The 26,833-nt window shown below is 71.5% G+C and carries 18 protein-coding genes and 1 pseudogene; 10 read left to right on the top strand and 9 right to left on the bottom strand.

Annotated features, from left to right (window positions below; all coding sequences use genetic code 11):
• Positions 1 to 261: 261 nt before the first annotated feature.
• The 4 genes and pseudogenes from AB0G04_RS22830 (at position 262) to AB0G04_RS22815 (ending at position 4,567) form a co-directional block, all read left to right on the top strand.
• Positions 262 to 1,599 carry an HlyD family efflux transporter periplasmic adaptor subunit gene (locus tag AB0G04_RS22830; RefSeq protein ID WP_360986021.1) on the top strand — a complete coding sequence of 446 codons (1,338 nt, stop codon included), beginning with the start codon at positions 262 to 264 and terminating at the stop codon, positions 1,597 to 1,599.
• Positions 1,596 to 2,264 (top strand): annotated as a pseudogene (locus AB0G04_RS22825) (ABC transporter ATP-binding protein); the annotation flags it as partial. The gene AB0G04_RS22830 and the pseudogene AB0G04_RS22825, both read left to right, overlap by 4 nt.
• Entirely contained in the window at positions 2,260 to 3,444 is a 1,185-nt protein-coding gene (locus AB0G04_RS22820; protein ID WP_360986018.1) for an ABC transporter permease, read from the top strand. The pseudogene AB0G04_RS22825 and the gene AB0G04_RS22820, both read left to right, overlap by 5 nt.
• Positions 3,445 to 3,538: 94 nt before the next feature.
• Positions 3,539 to 4,567, top strand: a complete 1,029-nt coding sequence (locus tag AB0G04_RS22815; protein WP_360986015.1) for a GGDEF domain-containing protein — start codon at positions 3,539 to 3,541, stop codon at positions 4,565 to 4,567.
• Positions 4,568 to 4,576: 9 nt separating this feature from the next.
• On the opposite strand, the gene AB0G04_RS22810 is transcribed toward AB0G04_RS22815, so the two are convergent.
• From AB0G04_RS22810 to AB0G04_RS22790, 5 genes are all read right to left on the bottom strand, one after another.
• On the bottom strand, positions 4,577 to 11,173 hold the full coding sequence (locus AB0G04_RS22810; RefSeq protein WP_360986012.1) for a hypothetical protein: 6,597 nt from the start codon (positions 11,171 to 11,173) through the stop codon (positions 4,577 to 4,579).
• A 928-nt stretch (positions 11,174 to 12,101) separates the two neighbouring features.
• Positions 12,102 to 12,287 carry a hypothetical protein gene (locus AB0G04_RS22805; RefSeq protein ID WP_360986010.1) on the bottom strand — a complete coding sequence of 62 codons (186 nt, stop codon included), beginning with the start codon at positions 12,285 to 12,287 and terminating at the stop codon, positions 12,102 to 12,104.
• Positions 12,288 to 12,377: 90 nt separating this feature from the next.
• Entirely contained in the window at positions 12,378 to 12,692 is a 315-nt protein-coding gene (locus tag AB0G04_RS22800; protein WP_360986007.1) for a hypothetical protein, read from the bottom strand.
• A gap of 92 nt (positions 12,693 to 12,784) precedes the next feature.
• Positions 12,785 to 13,261, bottom strand: coding sequence for a PPOX class F420-dependent oxidoreductase (locus AB0G04_RS22795; protein WP_360986004.1), 477 nt, complete (start codon positions 13,259 to 13,261; stop codon positions 12,785 to 12,787).
• A gap of 11 nt (positions 13,262 to 13,272) precedes the next feature.
• Positions 13,273 to 14,697, bottom strand: coding sequence for a DUF2252 domain-containing protein (locus AB0G04_RS22790; protein WP_360986001.1), 1,425 nt, complete (start codon positions 14,695 to 14,697; stop codon positions 13,273 to 13,275).
• Between the two features lie 253 nt (positions 14,698 to 14,950).
• Between AB0G04_RS22790 and AB0G04_RS22785 the strand changes: the two genes are divergently transcribed.
• The 5 genes from AB0G04_RS22785 (at position 14,951) to mmsB (ending at position 21,764) form a co-directional block, all read left to right on the top strand.
• Positions 14,951 to 15,934: a LacI family DNA-binding transcriptional regulator gene (locus tag AB0G04_RS22785; RefSeq protein ID WP_360986042.1), complete on the top strand. Its 984-nt coding sequence runs from the start codon at positions 14,951 to 14,953 to the stop codon at positions 15,932 to 15,934.
• 337 nt (positions 15,935 to 16,271) lie between these two features.
• Entirely contained in the window at positions 16,272 to 17,756 is a 1,485-nt protein-coding gene (araA, locus tag AB0G04_RS22780; RefSeq protein WP_360985998.1) for an L-arabinose isomerase, read from the top strand.
• A gap of 27 nt (positions 17,757 to 17,783) precedes the next feature.
• Positions 17,784 to 18,911, top strand: a complete 1,128-nt coding sequence (gene chvE / locus AB0G04_RS22775) for a multiple monosaccharide ABC transporter substrate-binding protein (RefSeq protein WP_360985995.1) — start codon at positions 17,784 to 17,786, stop codon at positions 18,909 to 18,911.
• A gap of 79 nt (positions 18,912 to 18,990) precedes the next feature.
• Positions 18,991 to 20,526: a multiple monosaccharide ABC transporter ATP-binding protein gene (gene mmsA, locus AB0G04_RS22770; protein WP_360985992.1), complete on the top strand. Its 1,536-nt coding sequence runs from the start codon at positions 18,991 to 18,993 to the stop codon at positions 20,524 to 20,526.
• Positions 20,523 to 21,764 carry a multiple monosaccharide ABC transporter permease gene (gene mmsB / locus AB0G04_RS22765; protein ID WP_360985989.1) on the top strand — a complete coding sequence of 414 codons (1,242 nt, stop codon included), beginning with the start codon at positions 20,523 to 20,525 and terminating at the stop codon, positions 21,762 to 21,764. Before mmsA ends, mmsB begins: the two co-directional genes overlap by 4 nt.
• 194 nt (positions 21,765 to 21,958) lie before the next feature.
• Here mmsB and AB0G04_RS22760 read toward each other — a convergent pair whose 3' ends face one another.
• The 3 genes from AB0G04_RS22760 to AB0G04_RS22750 form a co-directional block, all read right to left on the bottom strand.
• Positions 21,959 to 22,393 (bottom strand): hypothetical protein, encoded by a 435-nt coding sequence (locus tag AB0G04_RS22760; RefSeq protein ID WP_360985986.1) that lies wholly within the window; start codon positions 22,391 to 22,393, stop codon positions 21,959 to 21,961.
• Between the two features lie 138 nt (positions 22,394 to 22,531).
• Positions 22,532 to 23,800 carry a DUF1501 domain-containing protein gene (locus tag AB0G04_RS22755; RefSeq protein WP_360985983.1) on the bottom strand — a complete coding sequence of 423 codons (1,269 nt, stop codon included), beginning with the start codon at positions 23,798 to 23,800 and terminating at the stop codon, positions 22,532 to 22,534.
• A gap of 6 nt (positions 23,801 to 23,806) precedes the next feature.
• Positions 23,807 to 25,342, bottom strand: a complete 1,536-nt coding sequence (locus tag AB0G04_RS22750) for a DUF1800 domain-containing protein (protein ID WP_360985980.1) — start codon at positions 25,340 to 25,342, stop codon at positions 23,807 to 23,809.
• A 115-nt stretch (positions 25,343 to 25,457) separates the two neighbouring features.
• Here AB0G04_RS22750 and AB0G04_RS22745 point away from each other — a divergent pair, with 115 nt between their 5' ends.
• Positions 25,458 to 26,501, top strand: a complete 1,044-nt coding sequence (locus AB0G04_RS22745) for an ROK family protein (RefSeq protein ID WP_360985977.1) — start codon at positions 25,458 to 25,460, stop codon at positions 26,499 to 26,501.
• Here the strand turns inward: AB0G04_RS22745 and AB0G04_RS22740 are convergent.
• Complete coding sequence (locus tag AB0G04_RS22740) at positions 26,488 to 26,823, bottom strand: STAS domain-containing protein (protein ID WP_360985974.1); 336 nt, start codon at positions 26,821 to 26,823, stop codon at positions 26,488 to 26,490. The two genes, AB0G04_RS22745 and AB0G04_RS22740, sit on opposite strands and share 14 nt — an antisense overlap.
• Between the last annotated feature and the right edge of the window lie 10 nt (positions 26,824 to 26,833).

The following is a 26,833-nucleotide window of genomic DNA, read 5'->3' as shown; positions in this document are numbered from 1 at the left end:
ACCGCCGCCTGAACAACCCGACCTCACCCGGCTCCGCTGCGCTACGCCGGGCGCTGCCGCCTGCCCACTTACTCACCTATTTTCGAGTCAGCGGTGCGGGCCGGCCGGTGATCACCGCATATGCCCGGCGGTCGCGCTGTCGGCCCGGACCCGGCGCCCGCGTCGCGGTGTGGCCCCGGTACCTCCTCGTGGCCGTACGATATGAGGCTTTTGATCTGCCATCGGCGAGCCTGAATGGTAGATCGGGATAGAGTGGCGGCTGTGTATCACGCCCGCTCACGTGCAGTGATCGTCGCCGCCGGTGCCCTGGTGCTGCTCCCGCTGACCGCTGCCTCCTGCGACGAGCAGGCGAGCCCCGTCCGGCTCGGCAACGCCGAGGTCGGCACGGTCGACGAGATCGTCGAGGCGCCCGGCTCGGTGACCGCGCGCACCTCCGCGACCCTGACCGCGCCAGCCGCCGGCACCCTTCGCGAGCTGTACGCCGAACCCGGCCAACAGGTCCGCAAGGGCGACGTGCTGGCCGTCATCGACTCGCCCGAGCTGACCAGGCGGCGCGACGCCGCGCGGGACGCCGTCGAACAGGCGCCGTCCGGCTCGGCGGTGACCGTCGGCGGGACGGCCGAGTTCGCCGCGGTCCGCCGGCGCACCGACAAGCAGGCCGCCGACGCGTTCGAGCAGGCCCGGTCCGCCGCCGGGAAGATCGCCGACCCGCAGGCCCGCAAGGCCCTGACCGACCAGGTGGACGCGGCCGAACGCAACTACGAGACCGCCTCGGACGCCTCGGCGGCGGCGCTGCGGTCGGTTCAGCGGGGCGTGGCCTCGCTCGGGCGCGCGATGGGCACCCTCTCCGCCGCCCAGCGGTTGCAGGCCGAGCAGGCGTACGCGCTGGCCGACGCGGCCGTGGAGGCGCTGACCCTCAAGGCGCCGGTGGCCGGTGTGGTGCAACTCGGCGGCCCGGCGCAGAGCGGCGGCGGCAGCTCCCTGGCCGGGCTGCTGGAGGGCGGGCAGGTGCCCACCGTCTCCGGCGGCACCGCGCCCGGGGTCGACGTCGCCGTCCCGGAAGGTGGATACGTGGCGGCCGGCACACCGGTGGTGACCGTGGTCGACACCGCCCGGCTCGGGCTGTCCGCCGAGGTCGACGAGACCGACGTGCTGCTCGTCGAGGCGGGCGTCGCCGCCGACATCGAACTGGACGCCGCACCCGGCGCCGCCTACCCGGCCAAGGTCAAGGCCGTTGACCTGCTGCCCACCACCTCGGCGCGCGGCGGAGTCTCGTACCGGGTCCGTCTCGAACTGGGCGAAGGCTCCTATCCGGACAGCGGGGAGGCCGCACCGGTGCCACGGCCCGGCATGAGCGCCGTCATCCGGTTGAAGGTCCGGCAGGCCACCGGCGCCGTGACCGTCCCGGCGTCGGCCGTGGTCAGTACCGACGGGCGCGACACCGTCTGGACGGTCCGGGACGGCCGCTACACCGCGGTGCCCGTCCGCCTCGGCGTGCAGGGGGAGGAGACCGTGCAGATCGTCTCCGGCGTCGGCGCGGGCGAGCGGGTCGTCGTCGCCGGGGCCGACCAGGTCGCGGCCGGCGACGAGGCACCGTGACCGCCGCGATCGTCGCCGACGACGTCAGCCGCACCTACGACCTGGACGGCGTCTCGGTGTCCGCGCTGCGCGGCGTGTCGCTGACCGTCGAACCCGGCGACTACGTGGCCATCGTCGGCAGCTCCGGCTCCGGCAAGTCGACGCTGATGCACCTGCTCGGCGGGCTCGACCGGCCGACCGGCGGCACCCTGCTGATCGGCGGCCGCGACGTCAGCAAGCTCAGCCCCGACGAGATGGCCGAACTGCGCAACACCACCATCGGGTTCGTCTTCCAGAGCTTCCACCTGCTGGCCCGCACCACCGCGCAGGACAACGTCGCGCTGCCGCTGGTCTACCGCGGTGTCGGCCGCCGGGAACGCCGGGAACGCGCCACCGCCATGCTCGAACGGGTCGGCCTCGCCCACCGCGTCACGCACCGCCCCAACCAGATGTCCGGCGGCGAGCAGCAGCGCGTCGCCATCGCCCGCGCTCTGGTCACCGGCCCGTCGGTGCTGCTCGCCGACGAACCGACCGGCAACCTCGACTCGGTCACCGGCCAGTCCGTCCTGGCCCTGCTCGAATCGCTCAACGCCGACGGTGTCGCCGTCGTGCTGGTCACCCACGACCGGGACGTCGCGGCCCGCGCGCACCGGCAGATCGTGATGAAGGACGGGCTGATCAGTGCGGCTGGCTGAGGCCTGGCGGGTCGCCCTCGACGCGTTGCGCGCCAACCGGCTGCGCAGCATGCTCACCATGCTCGGCGTGATCATCGGGGTGGCCGCGGTCGTCGCCCTCGTCGCCATCGGCACCGGCACCAAGCAGCAGATCGAGAACCAGGTCGAAGGACTCGGCTCGAACCTGCTGCTGGTCGTGCCCGGCCGGATCGAGGCGGGTTCGGCACCGACCTCCTCGCCGCTCACCCTCGACGACATCGACGCGATCAACCGGGTGGTCGGCGACCGGACGCGGGTCGCGGTCACCATCGCGTCGGGCGAGACGGTACGCGCCGGCTCGCGCACCCGGTTCGCCAGCATGCAGGGCGTCCTCGAGACCACGCCGACCGTATTCGTCCGCCGGCTCGACCGGGGCAGCTACCTGACCAGGACCGATGTCAGCACCGGCCGCCGGGTGGCGGTGCTCGGCGCCGGCACAGCCCGCGATCTTTTCGGCGACCGCGACCCGATCGGCCGGCAGGTCACCATCGGTGGTGTCCGGTTCCGGGTGATCGGCGTGTTCGAACCACTCGGGCAGAGCCTCGGCGTCGACCGGGACGGCGAGGTGCACGTACCGGTCACCGCGGCCCAGCGCCTCCTCGGCACCGAACGCATCGACGGCATCGCCATCCGCGCCCCCGACCGGGAACGGATCGGCGAACTCGCCGACGCCGTCGTGGCGACCCTCGCCGACCGCCACCCGGACACCGACTTCTCCGCCGTCACCCAGGAGCAGATCCTCGGCGTGCTCGGTGACATCCTCGGTGTGCTCACCGGCGTGCTGGCCGCCATCGCCGGGATCAGCCTGCTCGTCGGCGGCGTCGGCGTCTCCAACATCATGCTCGTGTCGGTACGCGAGCGGACCAGGGAGATCGGCCTGCGCAAGGCCGTCGGCGCCCGGCCCCGCGACATCGGCGTCCAGTTCCTCCTCGAGGCGGTGCTGCTCACCACGACCGGCGGGATCCTCGGCATGGCGCTCGGCGGCGGTACGGCGATCCTCGTCGACCGGTTCAGCCCGGTCCCGGCCGCCCTCACCTGGTGGTCGATGGCGCTGGCCTTCGGCGTGTCCGCGGCTGTCGGCATCGTGTTCGGCGTCGTTCCCGCCCAGCGGGCCGGCCGCCTCGACCCGGTCGTCGCGCTGCGCACCGAGTAGCACCCGGCTGGGCTCCGTCCCCACAGGGGAAGACCTCAGGTGAGGGCCATCCGAACCGAATGGTGGTTTCGGACCGGACTCGGAGGAGCATGCCTTGGCCCATCAGTTGCGCGACATGCACGGCGCCGCCCGTGCCGTCGCCTACCTGATGCTGGCCGCCGCGCCGTACAACCTCGTCACCGGCGTGCTGATGAAGCTGGGCGACCCACTCCCTGAACTGATGGCGCTCGGCGTCACCTCGATGGCGATGCTAGTGGTGGGGTTGGCCTGCCTGCGCCGCCCGGCAACCCTGCCCCGGCTGTTCTGGCTGCTGATGCCGTTCGCGGCGGCGGGCGTGGTCACCGGGCTGAACGTGGTCACCGAGGACGCCACCATGGGACCGCAGCTCTTCTACCTGTGGCCGCTGCTGTACGCCGCGATGTTCCTCAACCGTACGATCATCGCCCTGACCCTCGTGCAGATCTCCGCCGGGCACGCTCTCACCGCGTTCCAGTACCAGGACAGCGCCCAGGCTCTCCTCGACTGGATCGCGATCACGGTGGCCATGACGATGACCGCCGTCGTCGTCGCCGGCCTGCGGGAACGCAACGACCGGCTGCGCAGGGTCCTGGAGAGCCAGGCCACCTCCGACTCGCTGACCGGGGTGGCCAACCGGCGGGCGTTCGACGCCGAACTCGGCCGTGCCGTCGGTGCCGCCGGACCCGACGACCCGCTGGCCCTCGTCATGATCGACGTCGACCATTTCAAGACGATCAACGACACGTGGGGGCACGCGGTCGGGGACCAGGCGTTGCGTACCGTCGCCGACGCCCTCCGCGACGCCGCCCACGACCGCGAACACATGGTGGCCCGCCTGGGCGGCGACGAGTTCGCGGTGCTGCTCCGCGCCGCGCCCTACACCGCCGTCCGCTTCGTCGAGCTGGTCCGTACCCGCGTCCGCGAAACCACCGGCCTGCCCTGCGGCCCACCGAGCCTCAGCATCGGCATCGCGGTCGCCCCCGACCACGCCCACACCGCCGACGACCTGCAAAAAGCCGCCGACGCGGCCCTCTACCGGGCCAAGGAGGGCGGCCGCGGCCGCAGCATGATGGCCCACCTGCCCGCCGTCAGCCGCGCGGCCTGACCCCTTCCACTACTGCGCCACCGCGTCCCCCGGCACACCGTCCGCAGCCGGACGCCCGGTCAGCGGTGTCAAGATCTCCGGAGACCTTCTGGGGTACGGACCCCAGCCGTCCCGCAGCACGTGGATGTAGACCGCCTCCAGGCAGACGCCGATCCGCTCCACCAGGTCGGTGTCCTCCGCCGCGCCCAGCCGGACCGCCCGCGCGAAGTGATCCAGCGCCTCCATGTGCCGGCCCTGGTCGAAACAGCTGCGCCCGGCGTTCTCGTGCACCACACTGCGCACCGCCGGCGACACGTCGGCCTCCACCGCCCGCTGGAACAGCCGGTCGGCCTCCATGTAGTCGCCCCGCAGCCGCAGCACATGCGCCAGCTCGGCCTGCGCGATCACCATCGACTGCAGATCGTGTGCCGACTCGGCATGGGCCAGGGCCAGCCGGCTCGCGGCCGCGGCCATGCCGAGCTCCCCGAGCAGGCGATACACCTCCGCGCGTACGCTCAGAAGCCCTGCCTTGACGATGTTGTCCGCCTCGTCGGCGAGCGGGCCGTCGAGGCGTTCGCCCAGCTCCCGCAGAGCATCGCGGTTGTCGACGACCTCGCGCAGCGTGGCCCCGTCCAGCCGCCACCGGATGGCGGAGAGGTCGGCCGCGGTCAGCGGCAGATGGGGCGCCAGTTCCGGGCCCTGCAGCACCGCCTTGCCGTCCCACGGGGTTCCGCCGGAGGTTCGGGGCTTCTCGGCCGCTGCGTCACCGGCCCGCTTCCCGTCACCCGGCATGCTGCCGTCGGTGCCGCTGTTCGTGGCCTGTCGCGTGCCGGTGGGCCGCTCCTTGCCGGTGGGCCCCTCCTCGCCGCCGGGTTCCTCCTTGCCGGCCGCGGGGTCACCACCCTGCCCGGCGTGGCCGCCCGGACTGCCGGTCTTGTCCGCGCCGGTTCCGGTCCCCGTCTCCGTGCCCGGCGATCGGTCACCCTCGCCCGGGGCTGCCGCGCCGCCGGCGTTGCCCCTCCCGCCGGATGTGGCGGTGTCGCTGCCGTTCGTCCCCACCGCTCCGGAACCGGCTGGTTCGCCCGAGCCGGTCCCGTCCGTCTTCGCCGGCGCCTTGCTGACGAACCACCCACTGCCGAGCGCGGTGTCCGAGTACCGCCGGGGCTCGGTGTCCGGCCCCGACGTCGCGAGCCGCGCGATCGGCTTCAGGTTGTGCAGGGTGCCGTCGGGATCCATGTACGGCCGATCGGCATCCTCCGGCGCCGGGCGTACCAGCGGGAATCCGAGCTTCTCCCGCCCGGCATCACCGGTGGGCACCGTCCCCGCACCGCCCGGACCGGGGCTGGCGACGGCAGGCCGTTCACCGGTCGCCCCCGCCGTGGCGACGGGAGGCCCTTCGCCGGTCGGCCCCGCCATGGCGACGGCAGGCCGTTCGCCGGTCGGCCCCGCCGTGGCGACAGCAGGCCGTTCGCCGGTCGGCCCCGCCATGGCGACGGCAGGCCCTTCGCCGGTCGGGCCCGCCATCGGCGGACGTGTCCCGGCCGAAACAGTTGCGGTCGTCTCCGGGCCTCGGGCCACTGGTTCTCCGGCACCATCAGGGCCGTCCGGCCGCACCGGCTCACCTGCGGCCTGCGGCGTGGGCGCGTTCCAACCACTGGGCCGGGAAACGTCGGGGACAGCACCGTGCGGCGCGGCGGTGCCGTTCCCGGCCTCCGGGCGCTCTTCGGCGCGATGCGAGGCCCGCCCCGGCGCGGGATTCCCGCTGACCGGGGTGACGGCCGCCGCGGAGGGCGCCGGGGACATGGTGGACGGGGACGCGGCGTTCCATCCGCCGGCGGGCAGCGCCGACGCGGGCGTGACACCGTCCCGGACGGCCATCGGACCCGGCTCCCGGGAAACCGGGCCTGGTACGGATGGTGCCGATCGCGGCGTGGCGTCGTTCCAGCCGGCGCCCGCCTGAGGCGTGACACCGTTGTCCGCGGCCGCCCGCGGACCACCCGACGTCGGCGCGGGCGGCGCCGACCGCGGAGCGCTGCCGCCCGGCGTCTGTCCCGGCACGGGGCCAGCCGGCCGGCCGGATCCCGGCACGGACATGCCCGGCGTCTGTCCCGGCGCGGGCATGCCTGGCGTCTGTCCGGGCATGGGCATGCCCGGCATCTGTCCCGGTGCGGAGCCGCTTGGCCGGCCTGTTCCCGGTCCGGCCGGTGACTGCGGCCCGAAGCCGTTCCACGAGGTGTGCGGCCCGCCCGAGGTGGGAGCCGGCCCGGCCGGACGTGGTGCCGCCGGTGCTGCCATCGGGGGTGCCGAATGTGGTGCGGCCGGAGTTCCCGCCGGCCCGTTCCAGGCATCTGCCAGTGGCACGTCGGGCCGGCCGTCCTGCGGCGACGTGAGGCCCGATCGCGGACCACCCTGCGAGTGCGGCCCGGGCCCGTGCGACGGGACCGAGGGCCATCCGCCGGTCGGCGTACCCGCCGGGTTGCCGGCGACCGGCGGTTCGCCATGCCGCGGCGAGCCCACCTCGGGCGTGACGGACCCGGGACGGTCGGGCGGCCAGGCGTCGGCGGCGGCGTGCATCGGAACGCCTCCGGCACGTGCGGCGGGCGGCCAGGCCGTGGCCGCGGTGGGCTGCTCGCCGACGCCCGGCGTAATCGGCCCACCGGGTTGACCCGGAGCAGCCGCGTGACCCGGAACGGCCGGGTGACCCGGAACGGCCGGGTGACCCGGAACGGCCGGGTGACCCGGAACGGCCGGTTGACCCGGAGCAGCCGTTTGACCCGGAGCAGCGAGTTGACCGGGAACAGCGGGCTGAGCAGGCCGGCCGGGCTGATACGGCGCCGTACCCGGACCCGGGACCACGTGCTGCTCGGCCGTCCCGGCGGGAACCGGCCGTACGGCGGGCGGCCATGCGGCAGCCGGTGACGGCTGACCGGCCGGCCCCCCGGCATTCGCGGCCGGTGCCCACTCGCCGGGTGCCACCGGCCGGGCCGGGGAGACCGGCCGCGCACCGGGAGACGGCTGCGCCTCGTCCGGCACGATGGCCCACGGACCGTCCCCTTCGGAGAGGAACACGTGAGCCGCCCGCGGCGACCGCCGGGCCCGCTGCTGCGGAACATCGGCGCGCCCAGCCTCGTCCGGGTAGCCGCCGTCCCCGCGCCGGATCTCGCCGGTGGTGTAGGGGCTCAGCTGCTCGGCACCGGGATACCCCGGCCGGCCGCCACCGGCCCCGGAAGCACCCGCCCATCGGGCATCGCCCGGACCGGAAGCTCGGTGTGCCGCCGGGTCCAGGCCGTCCGGTGCGGCGACCGGGCCGGGGCCGTGGTGTGCCGCCGTTTGGTGGTTGTCCGGTGCGGTGATCGGGCCGGGGCCGCGGTGGGCCGCCGGGTCGCGGCTGTCCGGTGCGGCGACCGGACCGGAGTCGCGGCTTCCCGCTGCGTCGCGGGCGGGAGGTGCGGCGATGGGGGCACGCTGGGCTACCACGTTGCCGTCGGACGCGGCGGCGGCGTTCCCGCCCGGAGCCGCGTCCGGGTCCTGGGCCCCTGACTCGGCGGGCGTCCGGGCCCCGTTCGGCCCGATCACGCGCGCCGGCGGAACCGGGGCGGGCGCCGCGAGGACCCGCGGCGCAACCGGCGGGTCGGCCTTGACCACGCGCGGCACGGGAGGCGGTGTGGCGGTGCTGACAACCTTCGGCGGTACGGGCGGTTCCGCGCGCCGGAGCACCCGCGGCCCGGAGTCCGCCGCACCCGGAGCAGGTACGCCCGTTCCGGAAGGCGGCATCTGCGTCGCGCCGGGATGCGGGGCCTGACCGGGACCGTCGTGCGATCCGTCCCGGCTACCGAGGTCGACCGCCGGTTCGGCCTGCGTGGACCCCCGCTGCCCCGGCACGAGGCGTGCCACCGCGGACCGCCATCCGCCGCGCCCCTTCCGGTCGTTCCTCCCCGGGTCGCCCTGCTCTGCCGCGCCCGGCCCGCTGCCGTGCGGCGCCGCGGGTTCGCCATTCCCGTCCCGCCCGCCGACGCCGGGACCAGCGGTCCGGTAACCACCGTCGGCAGCGGCACCCGACGGCTGTTGCTGAGGCATGCCCCAGCCGTTCGCGTCCTGCTGCGGCACCATCGGCACGGACGCGCCGTGTTGCGGCACACCGGGTCCGGGCATCGGCGCACCGTGTTGCGGCACACCAGGTCCGGGCATCGGCGCACCGTGTTGCGGCACACCAGGTCCGGGCATCGGCGCACCTTGCTGCGGCACACCGGGGATGGGCCCACCGTGCGGTGGCCCACCGGCTGTCGGCGCGCCGTACTGTGGCGCACCCGTTGCCGGGGTGCCCGTCGCCGGATTGCCGGCGCCGGCCGCCATGGAACCGTCGGCGCCCGCACCGTTCAGTACGGCCCCGCCCCTGTTCTCCGAGCTGCCGGGCTCCCCGGCTCCGCCCGCCGGACCGCGCCCTGCCATGTCACGGGTAGGACCGTCATCCGGTTCGGAAGCCGTGGGAGCGGGCGCTGTGGCATAGCCGTCCCTGAGATCACGGCCGTCGCCGAAGTCACGGCCGTCGCTGAGGTCACGCGACCCGGTACCGGGATCCTGAGCCGGACGCCCGGCCGAGCCACCGTCGTCGGCGCGGGTCCTTTCCGCAGCGGCAACGTCCGTCTGTCCACGTTCCCCGCCGGCCCATGGCGTGTTCGCCGGCTCCGTGGCGGCCCATTGCGTGTTCGTCCGGTCCGCGTTCGCCCGGTCTGCCTCGGCCAGTGCGGCGGCGTCGGCCCGGCCCGGCAGGTCACGGTGCTCGGTGCGCGGCGTACCGCCGGTCGCCACGACCTGAGCGCCTGGGAACGGGACCTCGGCGCGGACGCCCCGGCCAAGGTCAGCGTCTCGGGCCGCCAGCTCGGGATCGTCTCCGCCGCGGCCCGTGGTGAGGTCGTCGGCCCATGCCCCGGCCCCGGTCGGACGGCGTTCGCCCAGGTCCGGGATGCCCAGGTCCGGGGTGCCCGGGTCCGCGGTGGGACGAGCGTCCGCCTCGACGGGCCGCACGGCTTCCCGGCGGGGCTCGCGGTCCTGGCGGTAGCGGTCGTACGACTCGTCGCCCGCTCCGAGTCCCTGGTCGAAACCGTCGGAGCCCGGCGCCGGCACCTGGGCGCGCCCGGTGACCGCGTAGTCGTCACGGCGTACCGGACCAGAACGCCGGGGGTCGGCCTCGTCACGGCGGGAGCGGCGGCCACCGGGCGGGCGGATGGGGCCGAAGTCGTCGTCCTCCCAGGCCCCGGTGGCGCGGGCACGCCCACTGGCGGTACGTCCCTGCTGGTCACGGCGCCGCTCGGCATCGCGGGCCGGCTGCTCTTCCCAGTATTCGTCGGCACCCAGCTCGATGGTGCGGCCGATGCCCGGACGGTCGTCGTCGTGCGGCGTCTCGCCGGTCTCCCAGCGTTCGTCGGCCCGGCCGCGGCTGACCCGGCCCTCGTCCCAGAGTTCGTCGGCACGGATCTCGACACTCCGGCGCCCGCGGCCCGTGAGGTCGTCCCGCGGGTCCAGCCGCTCGTCCCGCGGGTCCAGCCGACCTTCACGCGGGTCCGGCCGACCGTCCCGCGAGTCTTGGCGAGCGTCACGGATGTCTCGCGCCCCGCGGGACTCCAACGGTCCGCCGACGTCCCGGAGGTTGCGGTCGTCCGGCAGAGAACGGAAGTCGCGGTCCCCGGCTGCGGAGCGGTCTCCCGGCAGGGAGCGGTCTCCCGGCAGGGAGCGGATGCCCTGGTCCTCGGAGCGGACGTCACGGTCGCCGGTACGGAGGTCGCGGTCGCCCGGCGGGACACGAAGGTCACGCGGGTCCCGGTCGTCGCGGGCCGGGCGGGTGTCACGCGGATCGCGGTCGTCACGGGGTGCCCGCGGGTCACGGACGTCCTGTTCACGTCCGTCCCAGGCCGTGCGGGAACCCCGGCCGCCGCGGGTGTCACCGGTTCCCGGGCGGCGGCCACGGTCGTCCCAGCGGTCGTCCGGGATGTCCCGGTCGTCCCAGCGCGCTTCGGGCCGGGACGGCGCGTCGTCGCGGCGGCGCTCCCGCGGACCGGCGGGTTCGTCACGGCGGCGGTCCCGGTGTTCCGGGGTGTCGTCCCAGCGGTCTGAGCCGTCAGCCCAGCGGTCGGAGCCGTCGTCCCGGTATCGGGAGGCCGCGTAGCCACGGTCGGCGCGGGACGGTTCGCGGTCGTCACCGTGGCGCGCGTCGGACGTACGGTCATAGCGATTTTCGCCGCCGCGACGCCGGCTCGCGGGACCTCGCCGTAGTTCTGGGCGCGCCGCGGGGTCGACGATCGGGAAGTCCGGCTTGTCGAAGTCGACGCCGAGTTCGGGGCGGTTGAAGTCGATGTCGTCGAACTCGTCGCCGACCAGGTTGTCGACGGAAGTGTCGATCGGCTCGAAGTCGGGGTCGTCGAGCCAGCTGGGCCGTTCCGCGTCGAAGGGCGCCTTCCCGGGCCGGCGGGACGAGTCGTCCGGGCCGGCACTGCCGCGGCGGCGCGTGGGCATGACCGGGTCCGGCGCGGTGCGCTTGGTGTAGTGCTTCTCCTGCTTGACCGCGGAGCTGGGCATGAAGGAGTACTCGTCGTACTCGTCCGCCCAGTACTCGTCGTCCTCGAAGCTCATGACGCGGCCCCGAATCGGCTGGGGAAGGACCCAACGCCCCGAAGCCGCATCCGTGCCACCGTCCTCACCGTGTACCACCTCCGCACCCCGGTGCCCGCCCCTCGCGCCCGTGATCCATACCTGCCACGTGGTGGATGTGGAAGGTTAACCACGGATTTGCGCGGTGCGCCACCGCCCTGCGGATCCCCGTCACCGGCCTCGCGGACGGCCCGCGAGCGTCGATCGCATCGGCGCCGCAGCCCGCCGATTATGTGCGACCACCGGGATATACGTCCGGCGGGCGGTCCTGGTTCAACGGGTTGAGCAGTGACTATGACGGTGTTCCGGCGGGTCCTGTCAGGCGGCCGCCGGAGCTGCCCGGATCAACGTCGATCACTGCCGGGAGGTGATGGTTCCGGCTGTGACTTAAGAACTTTTTAAGCTTCCCTTCAGCGCAACCACGGACTGGCGGACGACCCTGAACAGGTGATGGCCGCCCGTCCCTCCTCCTTCGTCGATCCGATCGACGGTACGGCCAGGCCCGCACCGGGTGGCCTCTGCGCGAACGATCGCCTACCCTGTGTGAGGCCCGCAGCATGCCGTATGCGTGACGGGTCGGCGGCTCGCATGTGGACATCCGGTTTCCGGAGAGTGCCCAGCGGGTGGCGAAGGACACGGTCCGTTATCGCGGATCATGGGAGGGTGATCTGTCACGGTGGATGAGCGGCCCCATGGGGCCGGATCCACGAGCCCCTTGCACACGACGCGACACCTCGGCTTCCCGGCCCACGGCCGCCGCCCCCCCCAGTTTCATGGCGGCCGGACCGCGCCCGAGATTCTCCGCTGAGGCGACGCCCCCTCGTCCTCTCGCGGCTGGCGATTCTTGGCGCGCGGCCGGGACGGGAGGCAGCGGCGGGAGCCCATCTCCCGCCGCTGTCTCTCCCGTTGCTCAGAACCTGCCGTCCGTGGTGAAGCCACCGACGCGGGCGGGAAGTACCAAGCCGGCTGAGGCAAGGGCGGTGAGCAGGGCGGAGATCTCGGTGCGGGTGAGCGACGACGCCCGGTCCGGGTGGGGATGCGGGACCTCCAGCGCCGTGGCCGCCTCGATGGCCCGCGCGCTGATGGCCGCCTCCACCGCCCACAGCCGACCTTCCGCCCGCCCTCGCCGTCCGTCAACGCACTTTGTGCGACTCGCGGAACGAACCGGCACGGCGCCGGCCCGCCATCACCGTGACGGGAGCGGCGGCAGTCCGGCGATAGTGACGACGGCCCGGGCCACCGACTCCGGTGCGGCACCCGTCGCCACCGGCAGGGCACGGACGGATCGGGCGTTCCGGCCGGCCGGATCATCGATGGTCAGCAGGTACCAGCCTCGATCCTCGGACCAGCCTGCCCCCGCCTCGTCGTGGTCCCACACCGGCCGGCCGTGCAGGAGTACCTGCCGGGCGAGATCGAACGGTATCCAGCCCTCCCGGACCGCACCGTCGTCGGACCGCCAGTCGGCCACCGGTACGCCCGCCGCCTCGAGTGCCGCAGCCACCGCCCGGATGTAGGCCGCATGCCGCAGCGGTGTTCCGTCCGGAGTGCCCGGTCCGAAGCGTTCGGAGCCGTGAGGCGATCCGGGCGAGACACTCATCCAGCCGGAGAGGAGGCAGCCGGAGAGGAGGCGGCCGGCGAGGAGGCGGCCGGGGAAGGGCCGGAGGCCGAGGGCAGCAGTGACGCCGAACCCAGGATGCGGCTGACCGAGACCTCGATGACCACCCGCGCGGGATTGGGGCCGGGCTGGCGGTAGCGGGCGGCGTACCGGCGTTCGGCGTCGGCAACCGAGTCCGGGTCGTCGCGGATGACGGCGATGCCTTCGACGGTGCTCCAGCGGCGGCCGTCCACCTGGCAGATAGCCACCCGCTGCCGGCCGCGCAGCACGTTGCGGACCTTGGTGGAGTTGCCGGACGTGATCACCCGGGCCAGTCCGGTCCGCGGGTCGAGGGTGGCCCCGACCGCGACGACGTGCGGTGATCCGTCGGCGCGCAGTGTGGTGAGCGTGCACAGGTGACGCTCGGTCCAGAACTCGGCGAGGGCGGGGGAGTCGATCGGGATGGTGCCGCTCATGTCAGTACCTTTCAGAGGGCCGGCTCGGCCGGGAGTTCGCCGCGGCGGACAGCCGCGACCAGGGCCGCATGGTCGCTCTCGACCTGGTCGGCGTAGGCGCGGGCGAACCGGGCGAGGGACTCGTCGAGTTTGCCGCCGCTGCCCACGTACCCGGCGATCATGGACGCGCCGCTGCTGCGGGCGTGCGACTTGGCCAGCAGGTATCCGCAGATGCCGGCGTAGTCGGCGAGGGACCCGGCGTCGACGTCCTCGACGACGATGGCTCCCTTCATGTCGCGGAACTGGCGTACGTAGTACTGGTACTCGCCGACGGTGGTCCACCCGAGCAGCGGGTCGCTGACCGTCTGCAGCACCTGCTGGTATTCGACGACCCGCTGACCCTGGTGCCGGTGCCAGGCCAGGGCGCCGTGCTGATGCCGGGCGACGACCGAGCGGCGGGCCTGTTTGAGCTGCAGGAACAGCACGTCGTCGGGGCTGCTGGCCTCGCACAGGGCGACGTAGGCGCGCAGTCCCACCGACCCCACGCCGACGACCTTGTGGGCGATGTCGACGATCCGGTAGCCGCCGAGGATCCGGGCCCAGTGCGGTCGCAGCGTGCTCAGGTAGCCGTCGAGGGCCTCGGCCAGCTGCTCGCGTTCGTCGGCGGGCAGCCGGGTGATCAGCGGCGGTTCCTCGACCAGCCGCTGGGCGCCGTCGCTGCGTTCGGTGAACCGGGGCAGGGCCCGGTCGCTGGTGCGCCGGCGGGCCCGGCGTGCGGCGCGTTCGATCGACTCGCGGAAGCTGGCCTTGGTGGCGGCCGAGCGCATGGCCTCGACGTCGAGCCGGTCGAAGGAACGGGCCAGCAGTGGCTGGTCGGCGAGGTGGGCGATGTGTTCCCGGTACGACTCGACGCAGTGCTGCACGGCGTCGGAGCAGGCGTTCTCCCGGAAGCCGTTGACCCGTCCGGCGACGTGCACGCTCACCGTGAGGCGGCGCAGGTCCCACTCCCACGGCCCGGGATGCGCCTCGTCGAAGTCGTTGAGGTCGAACACGAGTTCACGCTCGGGGGAGGCGTAGAAGCCGAAGTTGCCGAGGTGGGCGTCGCCGCAGATGACCGGGGTGATGCCGGTGCTCGGCAAGCCGGCGAAGTCGTCGGCCATCAGGCCGGCGGTGCCGCGCAGGAACGTGTACGGCGAGACGATCATCCGGCCGATGCGCACCGGGATGAGCCGTTCGACCCGGCCGTCGTGTGCGGCGACGACCTGCCGGACCGGGTCCGGGCGGCGGTCGGGCACCCGCCAGAGCGCCATGTCGGAGCGGGGTGACCGGTCACGCAACGACCGGCCGATCTCATAGCGCTCGGCCCGGGGAGCGGCGGCCCGGCGTAACGAGGAGAATCCCTCGTCCGCTAGGCTGCCGAGCACGCCCGGGCCGTCGTTCTTTGAAGACGGTTCCATCGCTGCCGAGGGTACGTGCCACGGAAGATCGTCCGCGCGGGGCTCGTGAAAAGCGGATGTTATCGATAACATTTCTGGATCTGTGAGCTACTGCGGGTAACCGCTACGCTCCATCAGAACTTGAACTGTTCTCAACGTGGCCAGGTCGCGGCTGCCCGGCGCCGGACGGCGCATCCGGACCGATGCCAGGTTGAAAATAGTCCACCGGATCGGACGAGGTGCGCAAGTGGACAAGGGATCCCGTAGCCCGGCGATGACGGACGTTGCCCGTCTGGCGGGAGTCTCCCATCAGACCGTCTCGCGCGTTCTCAACGATCACCCGAACGTCAAGGAGCAGACCCGTATCCGGGTCCGCGCCGCGATCGCCGAGCTCGGCTACCGGCCCAACCGCGCCGCGCGTGCCCTGGTCACCGGGCGTTCCCAGCTGATCGGGGTGGTCGCTCGCAACAGCACGCTGTTCGGCCCGGCCACCATGCTGAGCGAGTTCGAACAGGCCGCCGCGGACGCCGGGTTCGCGGTCAGCGTGGGCAGTGTGCGCGAGCTGGACCGGTCCTCGATCTCCGCCGTCGTCGACCGGCACCTCGACCAGCGGGTCGCCGGGCTCGTGGTGATCGCGAACACCGCGTCGGCCACCGAGGCGCTCGCCGAGATTCCCGGCGATCTGCCGGTGGTCTTCATCGACGGCGATCCGGACAGCGGGCGCCCGCTCGTGACGGTGGACCAGGTGGCCGGTGCCCGGGCGGCGACCCGGCACCTGCTGGACGCGGGTCATGAGACGGTCTGGCACGTCTCCGGCCCGACCGACTGGTTCGACTCGGCCGGCCGGATCCAGGGCTGGCGGCAGACCCTGGAGGAGGCGGGCGCCGAGGTGCCGCCGCTGCTGTCGGCGGACTGGTCGGCGGCCGAGGGTTACCGCACCGGTCAGATGCTGGCCCGGATGCCCGAGGTGACGGCCATCTTCACGGCGAACGATCACTTGGCGCTGGGCATTCTGCGAGCGCTGCACGAGCGTGGCCGGCGCGTCCCGCACGACGTGAGCGTGGTGGGGTTCGACGACGTGCCCGAGGCTGCCTACTTCATTCCGCCGCTGACCACCGTCCGGCAGGCTTTCGGTGACGTGGCCCGGGCAGCGTTGAGCCTGCTCCTGGGCCAGATGCGGGACGAGAACGGAACCGCGAACCAGATCGTCGTACCGCCGCAGCTGATCGTCCGGGAAAGCGCGCCCCGGCGGGTCTGACCGAATTACCGCACCGGCGTTAATAGGCCGTTACCGCGTTGTTGCCGAGGGCGCGTTGACACGCTATTTGTTAGCGATAACACTGAGATTCTCCCGCCGGGATGTGGCCGCGGCCACCGCGCCGGCTGTCGCGAACTGCCGCTGAAGAGGTGGGCCCATGTCCGACCGTGTGTGCCGGTGTGCGAATGTGACCGGATGCGTACCGCGGCGGACGTAAGATCACAGGGACGCCCGGGGCATCTCACCCGCGGTGACCCGATGAAGAGTCGCCGGAGTCCGGCGGCAAAGGGCCGATTACGAGTGTGCGCCTGAACTTCCTCGACCGAAGGACCAACCGATGAATCCGCAGATCTGGTTCCTGACCGGAAGCCAGCATCTCTACGGTCCGGAGACCCTGGCGCAGGTCGCCGGCCAGTCCGCCGAGATCCAGCGGACCCTGGCCGCCGGTGGGCTCAACGCGGAGATCGTCGGCAAACCGGTGCTGACCGACGCGCGCGCCATCAAGCAGGTCATGCTCGAGGCCGGCGCCGACCCCGACTGCATCGGTGTCGTCGCCTGGATGCACACGTTCTCGCCGGCCAAGATGTGGATCGGCGGCCTGGACGCGCTGCGCAAGCCGCTGCTGCATCTGCACACCCAGCACAACGCGTCGCTGCCGTGGTCGACCATCGACATGGACTTCATGAACCTCAACCAGGCCGCCCACGGCGACCGCGAGTTCGGGTTCATCCAGGCCCGGCTCGGCGTGCCCCGCAAGGTGGTCGCCGGGCACGTGTCGGACCCGGCGGTGGTCCGGCGTATCGGCGGGTGGGCCCGGGCCGCTACCGGTCTCCAGCACCTGCGCAGCCTCCGGGTGGCACGCTTCGGCGACAACATGCGCGACGTCGCGGTCACCGAGGGCGACAAGGTCGAGGCGGAGCTGCGGTTCGGCGTCTCGGTCAATACGTACGGGGTGAACGACCTGGTCAAGGTCGTGGACGAGGTGTCCGACGCGGAGATCGACAAGCTCGTCACGGAATACCGGGACCTGTACGACATCGACGCGTCCCTGCTCGGCGAGCGGCACGAGTCGCTGCGCTACGCCGCCCGGATCGAGGCCGGCCTCCGTCAGTTCCTCACCGACGGCGGCTTCGGCGCGTTCACCACCAACTTCGAGGACCTGGGCGGCCTGCGCCAGCTCCCGGGTCTCGCCGTGCAGCGGCTGATGGCCGACGGTTACGGCTTCGGCGGCGAGGGTGACTGGAAGACTTCGGTACTTGTCGCCACGGTCAAGGCGATGGGTGCCGGAACGGGACGTGGTACCTCATTCATGGAGGATTACACCTACCACTTCGGTCCGGGCGAGCCTAAGATCCTCGGCGCACACATGCTCGAGGTCTGCCCGTCCATCGCATCGGCGAGGCCGCGCGCCGAGATCCACCCCTTGGGTATCGGTGGCCGGGAGGATCCCGTGCGTCTTGTCTTCGACGCCGCCGACGGCCCGGCGGTCGTCATGGGCATGGCTGACATGGGCGACCGGTTCCGCCTGGTCGCGAACGAGATCGAGGTGATCCCGCCGGACGAGCCGCTGCCGAACCTGCCCGTGGCGCGCGCGGTGTGGAAACCTCTTCCGTCACTCTCCACCTCCGCGGAGTGCTGGATCACCGCCGGAGGGCCGCACCACACGGTCCTCACCCAGGCCGTCGGCGCGGAGACACTGCGCGACTTCGCCGACATGGCCCAGACCGAACTTCTGATGATCGACGAGCGCACCACCACGGCCGATTTCTCTGACCGGGTGCGCTGGAACCAGGCTTACCACCGCCTGGCTCGCCCCCTGTAACGCCCGTTCTCGAAGAGGAGATCCACCGTGAAATATCCCCGGCTCGCGGCCGTACTGACCGCTGCCACCATGGTCGCCACCCTGGCCGCCTGCGGTGACGCCGAGAAGACCGTCGACAAGGAAGCCACCAGCGGCGACAACAAGGGCGCGCTGGTCGGCATCACCATGCCCACGCGTACCTCGGAGCGCTGGATCCATGACGGCGACAACCTGAAGAAGCAGCTCGAGGAGCTGGGCTACAAGGTCGACCTCCAGTACGCGGAGAACGACATCCCCACCCAGACCCAGCAGCTGGACAGCCAGATCACCAAGGGTGCCAAGCTCCTGATCATCGCGTCGATCGACGGCGAGGCGATCACCAGCCAGCTGGACAACGCGGCCAAGGCCGGCATCAAGGTCATCGCATACGACCGGCTCATCCGTAAGAGCCCGAACGTGGACTACTACGCCACCTTCGACAACTTCAAGGTCGGCGTGCAGCAGGCCACCTCGCTGCTGACCGGTCTCAAGGTCGTCGACGCCACCGGCAAGGACCTCGGCGTCAAGGGCCCGCTGAACATCGAGCTGTTCGCCGGTTCGCCGGACGACAACAACGCGACGTTCTTCTTCAACGGTGCCATGAGCATCCTCAAGCCGTACATCGACAAGGGTGTTCTGAACGTCAAGAGCAAGCAGACGGACTTCCAGACCGTCTCCACCCTGCGCTGGGACCCGGAGACCGCGCAGAAGCGTATGGAGAACATCCTCACCTCGACCTACAAGGACGGCTCCAAGGTCGACGGCGTCCTCTCGCCGTACGACGGCATCTCGATCGGTATCCTCTCGGCCCTGAAGTCGGCCGGTTACGGCACCGGCACGCAGGCCTACCCGATCGTCAGCGGCCAGGACGCCGAGGTCACCTCGGTCAAGTCGATCATCGCGGGTGAGCAGTACTCCACCATCTACAAGGACACCCGCCAGCTCGCCAAGGCGACCGGTGAGATGGCCGACGCCGTGCTCAAGGGCCAGGCGCCGAAGACGAACAACACCACCGACTACGACAACGGTGTGAAGGTCGTTCCCTCGCAGCTGCTCGAGTCGATCATCGTCGACAAGAGCAACTACCAGAAGGAACTCATCGACAGCGGCTACATCTCGGCCGACGCGCTGAAGTAGGTTCCACGGTTCCGTGCCCCGCCCGGATCTCCGGGCGGGGCACGGCCCCTCACCGGCCCATGAGAGGAGCGCTGCTCGAATGAGCGACACGATCCTGCGTATGCGGGGAATCACCAAGACGTTCCCGGGCGTCAAGGCGCTGCAGGACGTCAACCTGGAAGTACGCAGAGGCGAGATCCACTCCATCTGCGGGGAGAACGGGGCCGGGAAGTCGACCCTGATGAAGGTGCTGTCGGGTGTCTACCCGCACGGCACCTATGAGGGCGACATCGAGTACGAGGGTGACATCTGCCGGTTCTCCGGCATCCGCGACAGCGAGCACCGTGGCATCGTCATCATCCACCAGGAGCTCGCGCTCGCGTCGAATCTTTCCATCGCGGAGAACATCTTTCTCGGCAACGAGCAGGCCAAGCGCGGCTGGATCGACTGGAACAAGACCAACGCCGCCGCCGACGCGCTGCTGCGCCGGGTCGGCCTGGGCGAGCGGTCCGTCACGCCGGTCATCGAGCTCGGCGTCGGCAAGCAGCAGCTGGTGGAGATCGCCAAGGCGCTCTCCAAGGAGGTCAAGCTGCTGATCCTCGACGAGCCCACCGCGGCGCTCAACGACGAGGACTCGGCGCACCTGCTCGACCTGCTGCGCGGGCTGCGTGACGAGGGCATCACCTGCGTGATCATCTCGCACAAGCTCAACGAGGTGATGGGCATCTCGGACCGGGTCACCATCCTGCGGGACGGTAAGACGATCTGGACCGAGGACACCGCGAACCTCACCGAGGAGAAGATCATCTCCGGCATGGTGGGCCGCGACATGGACCACCGGTACCCCGAGCACACGCCGACGATCGGTGCGGAGGCGCTGCGGATCGAGAACTGGACGGTCTACAGCCCCACCCAGCCCGACCGCGCCCTGGTCCGCGACGTCAACCTGACACTGCGCCGCGGCGAGATCGTCGGGCTGGCCGGCCTGATGGGCGCCGGCCGCACCGAACTGGCGATGAGCGTGTTCGGCCGCTCCTACGGCCTCAATATCTCCGGCCGGCTGATCAAGGACGGCAAGGAGATCAAGGCCCGGAGCGTACGGGAGGCGATCAACCACGGCATCGCCTATGCCACCGAGGATCGCAAGCGGTACGGCCTCAACCTGATCGAGGACATCAAGCGCAACGTCTCGGCCGCCGGCCTGTCCAAGCTCGCCAGTGGCGGCTGGGTGGACGGCAACGAGGAGCGCCGGGTCGCCGACGAGTACCGCGCCAGCATGAACATCAAGGCGCCGAGTGTCGAGGCGGTCGTCGGCAAGCTCTCCGGCGGTAATCAGCAGAAGGTCGTACTCTCCAAGTGGATCTTCACCGATCCGGACGTGCTGATCCTCGACGAACCGACCCGGGGCATCGACGTCGGCGCGAAGTACGAGATCTACACGATCATCAACCGGCTCGCCGACGAGGGTAAGGCCATCCTGGTCATCTCGTCCGAGCTGCCCGAGCTGCTCGGGATCTGTGACCGCATCTACACCCTCTCGGCCGGCCGGATCACCGGCGAGGTGCCGCGCGCCGAGGCCACGCAGGAGAGCCTGATGACCCTCATGACGAAGGAAGTACAGGAGGTAGCGCCGTGACGGCCGCACCCGTGCAGACCGGCAAGGGACCGGCCGCGCCCCCCGCCGGCCGCGCACCCCGGAAGGTCAATTTCGACCTGAAGGAAAGCGGCATCTTCATCGCGTTCGCGATCACGATCGTGGTGTTCACCATCCTGACCGAGGGTGTTCTGCTGTCGCCGCAGAACCTCAGCAACATCATCGTGCAGCAGTCGTACATCCTGGTCCTGGCGATCGGCATGGTGCTGATCATCATCGCCGGGCACATCGACCTGTCGGTCGGGTCGGTGGTCGCCGCGGCCGGGGCGCTCGCCGCCGTGATGATGGTCGACATGAACATCCCGTGGCCGCTCGCGGTGCTGCTCACGCTGGTCTTCGGCGCTGTGGTCGGCGCCTGGCAGGGCTACTGGGTGGCGTACTTCGGCATCCCCGCGTTCATCGTCACCCTGGCCGGCATGCTGCTGTTCCGCGCGGTCACCTACGCGATCCTCGGCAACCAGGGTATCGGCCCGTTCCCGGAGGCCGTCCGGTCGCTGGCCAACGGCTTCCTCCCCGGCTTCCTCGGCAACGTGGGTCTCGGCTCCCTCGGTGGCGCCGACCTGTTCAGCATCATCTGCGGCATCGTCGTGGTCGTCGCCATGGCGTTCGTGCAGTACCGCACGCGGGCCGGCCGGATCCGCTTCAAGCAGGCCGTCGACCCGATGTGGCTGTTCCTGCTCAAGGTCGTCCTCCCGGCCGTCATCGTGATCTTCCTGGTCGTGCAGCTCGCCCGGTTCCGCAACCTGCCGTGGGTGCTGGTGCTGCTCGCTGTGCTGGTCGTCGGCTACACGCTGGTCACCAACCGTGCCGTGTTCGGCCGCCAGATCTACGCCGTCGGCGGTAACCTGCAGGCCGCCACGCTGTCCGGCGTGAAGGTCAAGTCCGTGGTGTTCTGGCTGTTCGTCAACATGGGCGTGCTCTCCGCCCTAGCCGGCATCATCTTCGCGGGCCGCCTCAACCTCGCTGGGCCGACCGCGGGCAACAGCTTCGAGCTGGACGCCATCGCTGCCGCGTTCATCGGTGGTGCCGCCGTCCAGGGTGGTGTCGGCCGGGTGGTCGGCGCGATCACCGGCGGTCTGATCATGGCCGTCATCAACAACGGCATGGGTCTGATGGGCGCCACCAAGCCCCAGCAGGTCATGCTCGTCAAGGGCCTGGTGCTGCTCGCCGCGGTCGCCTTCGACGTCTACTCGAAGCGCCGCGCCGCCGGCGCCAAGTGACGATCCGGCCCGGCGAAAGCATTCCCGATCGCTGGGCCGTTTCAATTCTGGGCTGCCGTTCCGGGTAGGAACGGCAAATGGGGCCGGCGCTTCTGGGAGAGGCGCCGGCCCCGCCATTTCGGCAATGGCGCACAAAATTGGCGATCACCCCTCGGGTGATCGCCAATTTCATTCCGTCACGGGCGGCCGGTCGGTCAGCCGCAGTTGATGCGGTACCCGGTGCCGGGGGTGTTCCAACAGGACCACGAGCCCTGGATCTTGCGCCAGCTGTCGCCGTCGACCAGCTCGGTGCCGTTGTACAGCCAGTCCCAGTAGGTCTTGATGAAGTCCGCGTCGCAGACACCGGCGCCCAGCGCCGTGCCGCCGTTGCGACCCACCGCGACCTCGACGGTCTTGTACTTGGCCTTGCCGGCCGAGTCCTTGCCGACGTACTTGTCGCCCTTGACCATGATGGTCTGGTCGGTGTTGTTCTTGAACTTACCCGCGAAGGTGCCCGGCTTGGAGCCGTTGCAGCGCGGCGCGGCCTGAGCCGGCGAGGCCGTCGCGAGCGTGAGACCGGCAGCGGCCAGCGTCATCGACGCGGCAGTCGCCGCCACGGTGCGCAGGACACGAGTATTACGGATTTGCAAGGTGTTTCCTCCCCGTTGCATGAAAACCTCGGCTCATGCTATTTGGGGATCAATTGTTTCCGCAAGTTGAAATAGGCGTCGGTCGACCCCGCCGATCGGCTGGAAATATCATTTGTCAACCCCGCCGATCGGCGGGTGTCAGCGGGCGGCGGCCAGACCGAATGCCGACGGTTTCACTCCCGGGAAGACACGGTCGAGAGCGCCGATCCCGCACCGCTTCTGCAACACCTCGCCGATCACCGATCGGTAGTCGGTGGTCACCGCCAGGTCGCCCTGGATCAGCGCCGCCGGAGCCAGGCCGGGCCAGTTCCCGTACACCTTCCCGCCCCGTACGCCGCCGCCGAGCAGCATCATCGCGTTGCCGTGCCCGTGGTCGACGCCGCGTGAGCCGTTCTCCTTCACCCGGCGGCCGAACTCACTGATCGTCAGCACGGTCACGTTCTTCATGCCGGCCTCACCGAGGTCGGTCACGAACGCCGCGAGTGCCGTGGCCAGGTCGGTCAGGTTGTCGAACATCCGCTGGCCCTTGACCGCCGGGCCGAGCCCGTCGTGCATGTCCCAGTCGCCGCAGTCGACCGCGGCCGTGACCAGTCCCGCCTTCGCCCGGATCAGCCGGGCCACGTCCCGCAGCGCGCCACCTAGGTCGGTGTCCGGGTAGACCGCGCCGTTCGCCGGCGTGTAACCGCCCTTCACCGAACCGGCGGCCGCAAGGGCCCGGTCGGCGGCCAGAGCGGGGCCGGCCAGCAGCGGCGGGGCGTCCGCGTACATCGCCCGCAACGCCGCTGCCATCGGCTTGCGGCCGTCCCCGGCCAGCTCGAAATCGTCGACGCCGACCATCGACAGGTCGGCCGCCGGCCCGGCCAGCAGCCGGGACGGCATCGACGCACCGAGCGACACCCCGGCGAGCGGACCGGTGGCGCCGGTCATGCCGAGCATCCGGTCCAGCCAGCCGGTACGGATCGACGAGCCCGGCGCGGCGTTCTCCATGGCCTCCATGGCGGCGAAGTGCGACCGGGTCGGATTCTGCTGGCCGACCGCGTGCACGGCGGCGAGCCGGCCGGCCTTCCACTGCGGCAACAGCGGGGCCAGCGCCGGATGCAGGCCGAACATGCCGTCCCCGGCGATCACCTTGGACTTGGGCACGGCGATGCCGGGACGGGCCTTGTAGTAGTCGGCGTCCCCGATCGGCGCGAACGCCGACAGGCCGTCGAAACCGCCGTGCAGCGACAGCACGACCAGGGTGTCCCCGGTGTACGTCCCGGCGGCGAAGGCGAGGTTGGTGCTCAGGGCCTCACCGGCCAGACCGGCGAGGGCGGCACCCCCACCGGCGGCCGCGGCGCGCCCCAGCAGACCCCGCCGGGTGAGCTGAGCCTTCTCGTTCTCGTCACAGCAGAGCAGTGTCGTCATGGAATGTCACCTCAGCTGGAAGGACGGCGAGTCCAGGACGAGTGCGATCAGGTACGGCGCGGCGCCGGCGAGCGACTTGTCCTTGGCGGTCAGAGGACTGGTCGGCACCTTGCCCGCGACACTGAGCACGGCCGCGGTGTGCCCGGCCGGCAACTTCACGCCGACGAGCCGCGTGGCGATTGCGTCGACAAGCGCCCCGTACGTCGCCGGCAGCACCGGCACCAGCGACCTCAGCAGGTCGGCGGGCCTGGTGAGCTGCTTGGGGTACCAGCCCGCGGCCAGGTTGAGGTGCAGGTTGCAGCGCAGCAGGAACGCCGACGGCGACGCCCAGGCGGCGGCCACGTCCGGGTACCCGTTCGGCGCGCTCCACCGGAACGGCGCGTTGCCCATCGACACCAGCGCGTTGTAGAGCGCGTCGAGCGACTTCACGCCCGAGGCGTCCGGTCCGAGACCCAGCGCGCGGACCGTGGCGACGGTGTCCTCGAACGGCGTCCGGGTCTTGCTCCCCGCCGACGCCGCGAACTCCGCCGAGGTGAACAGGGCACGCAGCACCGGAACGATCGCGGTGTCGTTGTCCAGGTAGACCTTCGCGAGCCGGGCCACCAGCGACGCGGGTGCCTCGTCGGCGACGAACCGGACGCACAGCTTGGTGGCGATCCGCACGGCGGTCAGCCGGTGACGGGCCAGGTGGTCGACGAACGCCAGCGCGGCGGCCTCACCGTCGGTGGCGGCGTTGGCGTGCCGGAACCCGAGGATGTCGACGGCGCCGGTGGCGTGCAGCGAGGCGTCGTAGACGTACGCGCGGGACGACTTGCCGACCGTCATGCCGGTGAGCAGGCGGGCCGCGGCCAGCACGTCCGGCTCGGTGTAGTGGTCCACGCCGACGGTGTGCAGCTCCATCAGCTCGCGGGCGTAGTTCTCGTTCGGGTGCGCCTTGGTCGACGACCGCTGGTCCAGGTAGGTCAGCATCGCCGGGTGCCGGGCACTGGCCTTGAGCATGTCGGCGAACCTGCCGAAAGCGTGCTTGCGGATGACCGTACGGTCGTAGTCGGCCCGGGTGTCCCAGACGCCGCTGGCCGGAGCCGTGACGTGCAGGTGGTTCGACCAGAACGCGACGACCTGCTCGAACAGCTGCCGCTCGCTCCACGCGGCCCGCGCGATCGCGGCGCGGCCGAGGTGCTTGAACGAGTCGTACGAATCCTTCGACGACTTCGCCCGTACGGTGGCCGGGTCGGCGCCGGCCAGCGGCAGCCGCGCGACGACCTCGTCGCACCGGGTGTCGGCGATCCGCGCCGGGTCGAGCTGCCGGTCCAGCCATCCGGCCACGCCCAGCTTCCGAGCCTCGGCCAGCGAGACCGGCGTCGCGCCGAAGGTGGCGCGGCGCAGCAGGTGGGCGACCGGGTCGGCGCCCAGGGTCCGGGCCAGGTCGGCGGTGCCCCCGGCGGCCGCGGCGGCCGGGGTCCCGGCGGTCAGGCCGGTGGCGGTGAGGGCGGCGGTGGCGACGGAACCGGCGAGCACGGTACGGCGGGTCGGCTTTGTCATGCCAGACTTTTCGGCCCGGCAGCCGTCGCGAGGCACGGCTGCAACCGTGACTAACGGATCCGCAATCCGGGCGCACCCGTGACCGGAAACGGGGTACTGACCTAGTCTCAAGACCGTGGATCAGGCTGAAACGGTACGCACTCCCTCCTCGTGGGTCGTCGTCGGGCTCGACAACGGCGGCACCTGCAACAACGCCACCGTCCTCGATGCGACGGGGCAGTTCCTCGTCAACAACCTCGTGGAGAACCCGAGCCGGGTGCTCGACGGGCCGGAGTCGGCTGTCGAGGCCCTCGCCGACGCGTTCAACGGCATCCTCCAGCTGACCAGCACCCCGCTGTCGCTGGTCCGCGCGGTCGGCCTGGACACGCCCGGCCCGGCCAGCGCGCACGGGGTCATCTCGTCCAAGGGCGCGACCAACTTCAACCAGGTCTCCTGGCACGGGTTCGACATCCGTGGCGCTCTGGAGGCTCGCCTCGGACTGCCCGTGGTCTACAACAACGACGGCAACGCGGCCGCCCTGTACGCCCACCACCGGCACTTCGGCGCCGCGGCGCCGGAGCACTCCTCGGTCTCCGCGATCGTCGGCACCGGCCTGGGCGGCGGTGTGGTCGAGGCCGGGCAGGTGGTCCGCGGCGCCGCCGGGATGGCCGGGGAACTCGGGCACGTGCAGATCCCGCTGCACGGTGTGCTCGAGGACGGCCAGCCGGTCCCGCAGTGCAATTGCGGCTTCGCCGGTGACGTGGAGAGCATCGCCTCACTCACCGGCATCAAGAACAATCTGCTGCCGTACTGGCTGACCCGCTTTCCGGACCACCCGCTGAACGACGAGCCGATCGCGAAGGCGGCCAAGGCGCTGCGCGGTTACGGCGAGAAGGACGACGCTCTCGCCCTCGCCGTCTTCGGTCAGCAGGCCAAGGCGATCGGCAAGCTGTTCACCATCGCCGCGAACTTCACCGATCCGTCTGCGTACTTCCTCGGTGGCGGAGTGGTCGAGGCGGAGCCGCACTTCCGGCAGTGGTTCCTCAACAGCGTGCGGGAGGCCACCGCGCTGCGTGACGAGCAGAAGGCGGTCGCGACCTTCGCCCTCGTCCCGGACCGCGACATGGCCGGGGCCCGGGGCGCCGCCGTGGCGGCGCTCAACCAGGTCAGTCCTCTTTGAGTGCCGCCGCCACGTCCGGGAACATCGGCAGGTAATCGCTGAGCCCCAGGGTGTCGAAGAGGCGGCGCAGGAATCCCGACGGGGCGGCCAATCGCACCCAGCCGCCCCGTTCGGCGGCCCGGCCGTGGGCGGTGACCAGCACGCCCACGCCCATCGAGTCACAGAAGTCGAGCCCGGAGACGTCGACCACCACGCGCGGGGCGGGGCGCTCGACGAGACGGCTCAGGTTCGCTTTGAGGGCCGGCGCGGTGTCGATGTCGAGAGATCCGCGCAGGACCAGCACGGCCGTGTTCGGTGGATGATGCGCGACCGAGACCTGCATATTCGGATGT

The organism is Actinoplanes sp. NPDC023801 (genome assembly GCF_040639655.1).
Classification (GTDB): domain Bacteria; phylum Actinomycetota; class Actinomycetes; order Mycobacteriales; family Micromonosporaceae; genus Actinoplanes.
Note: the sequence above shows the minus strand (reverse complement) of the source record. Positions and strands in the feature narration are given on the sequence as shown.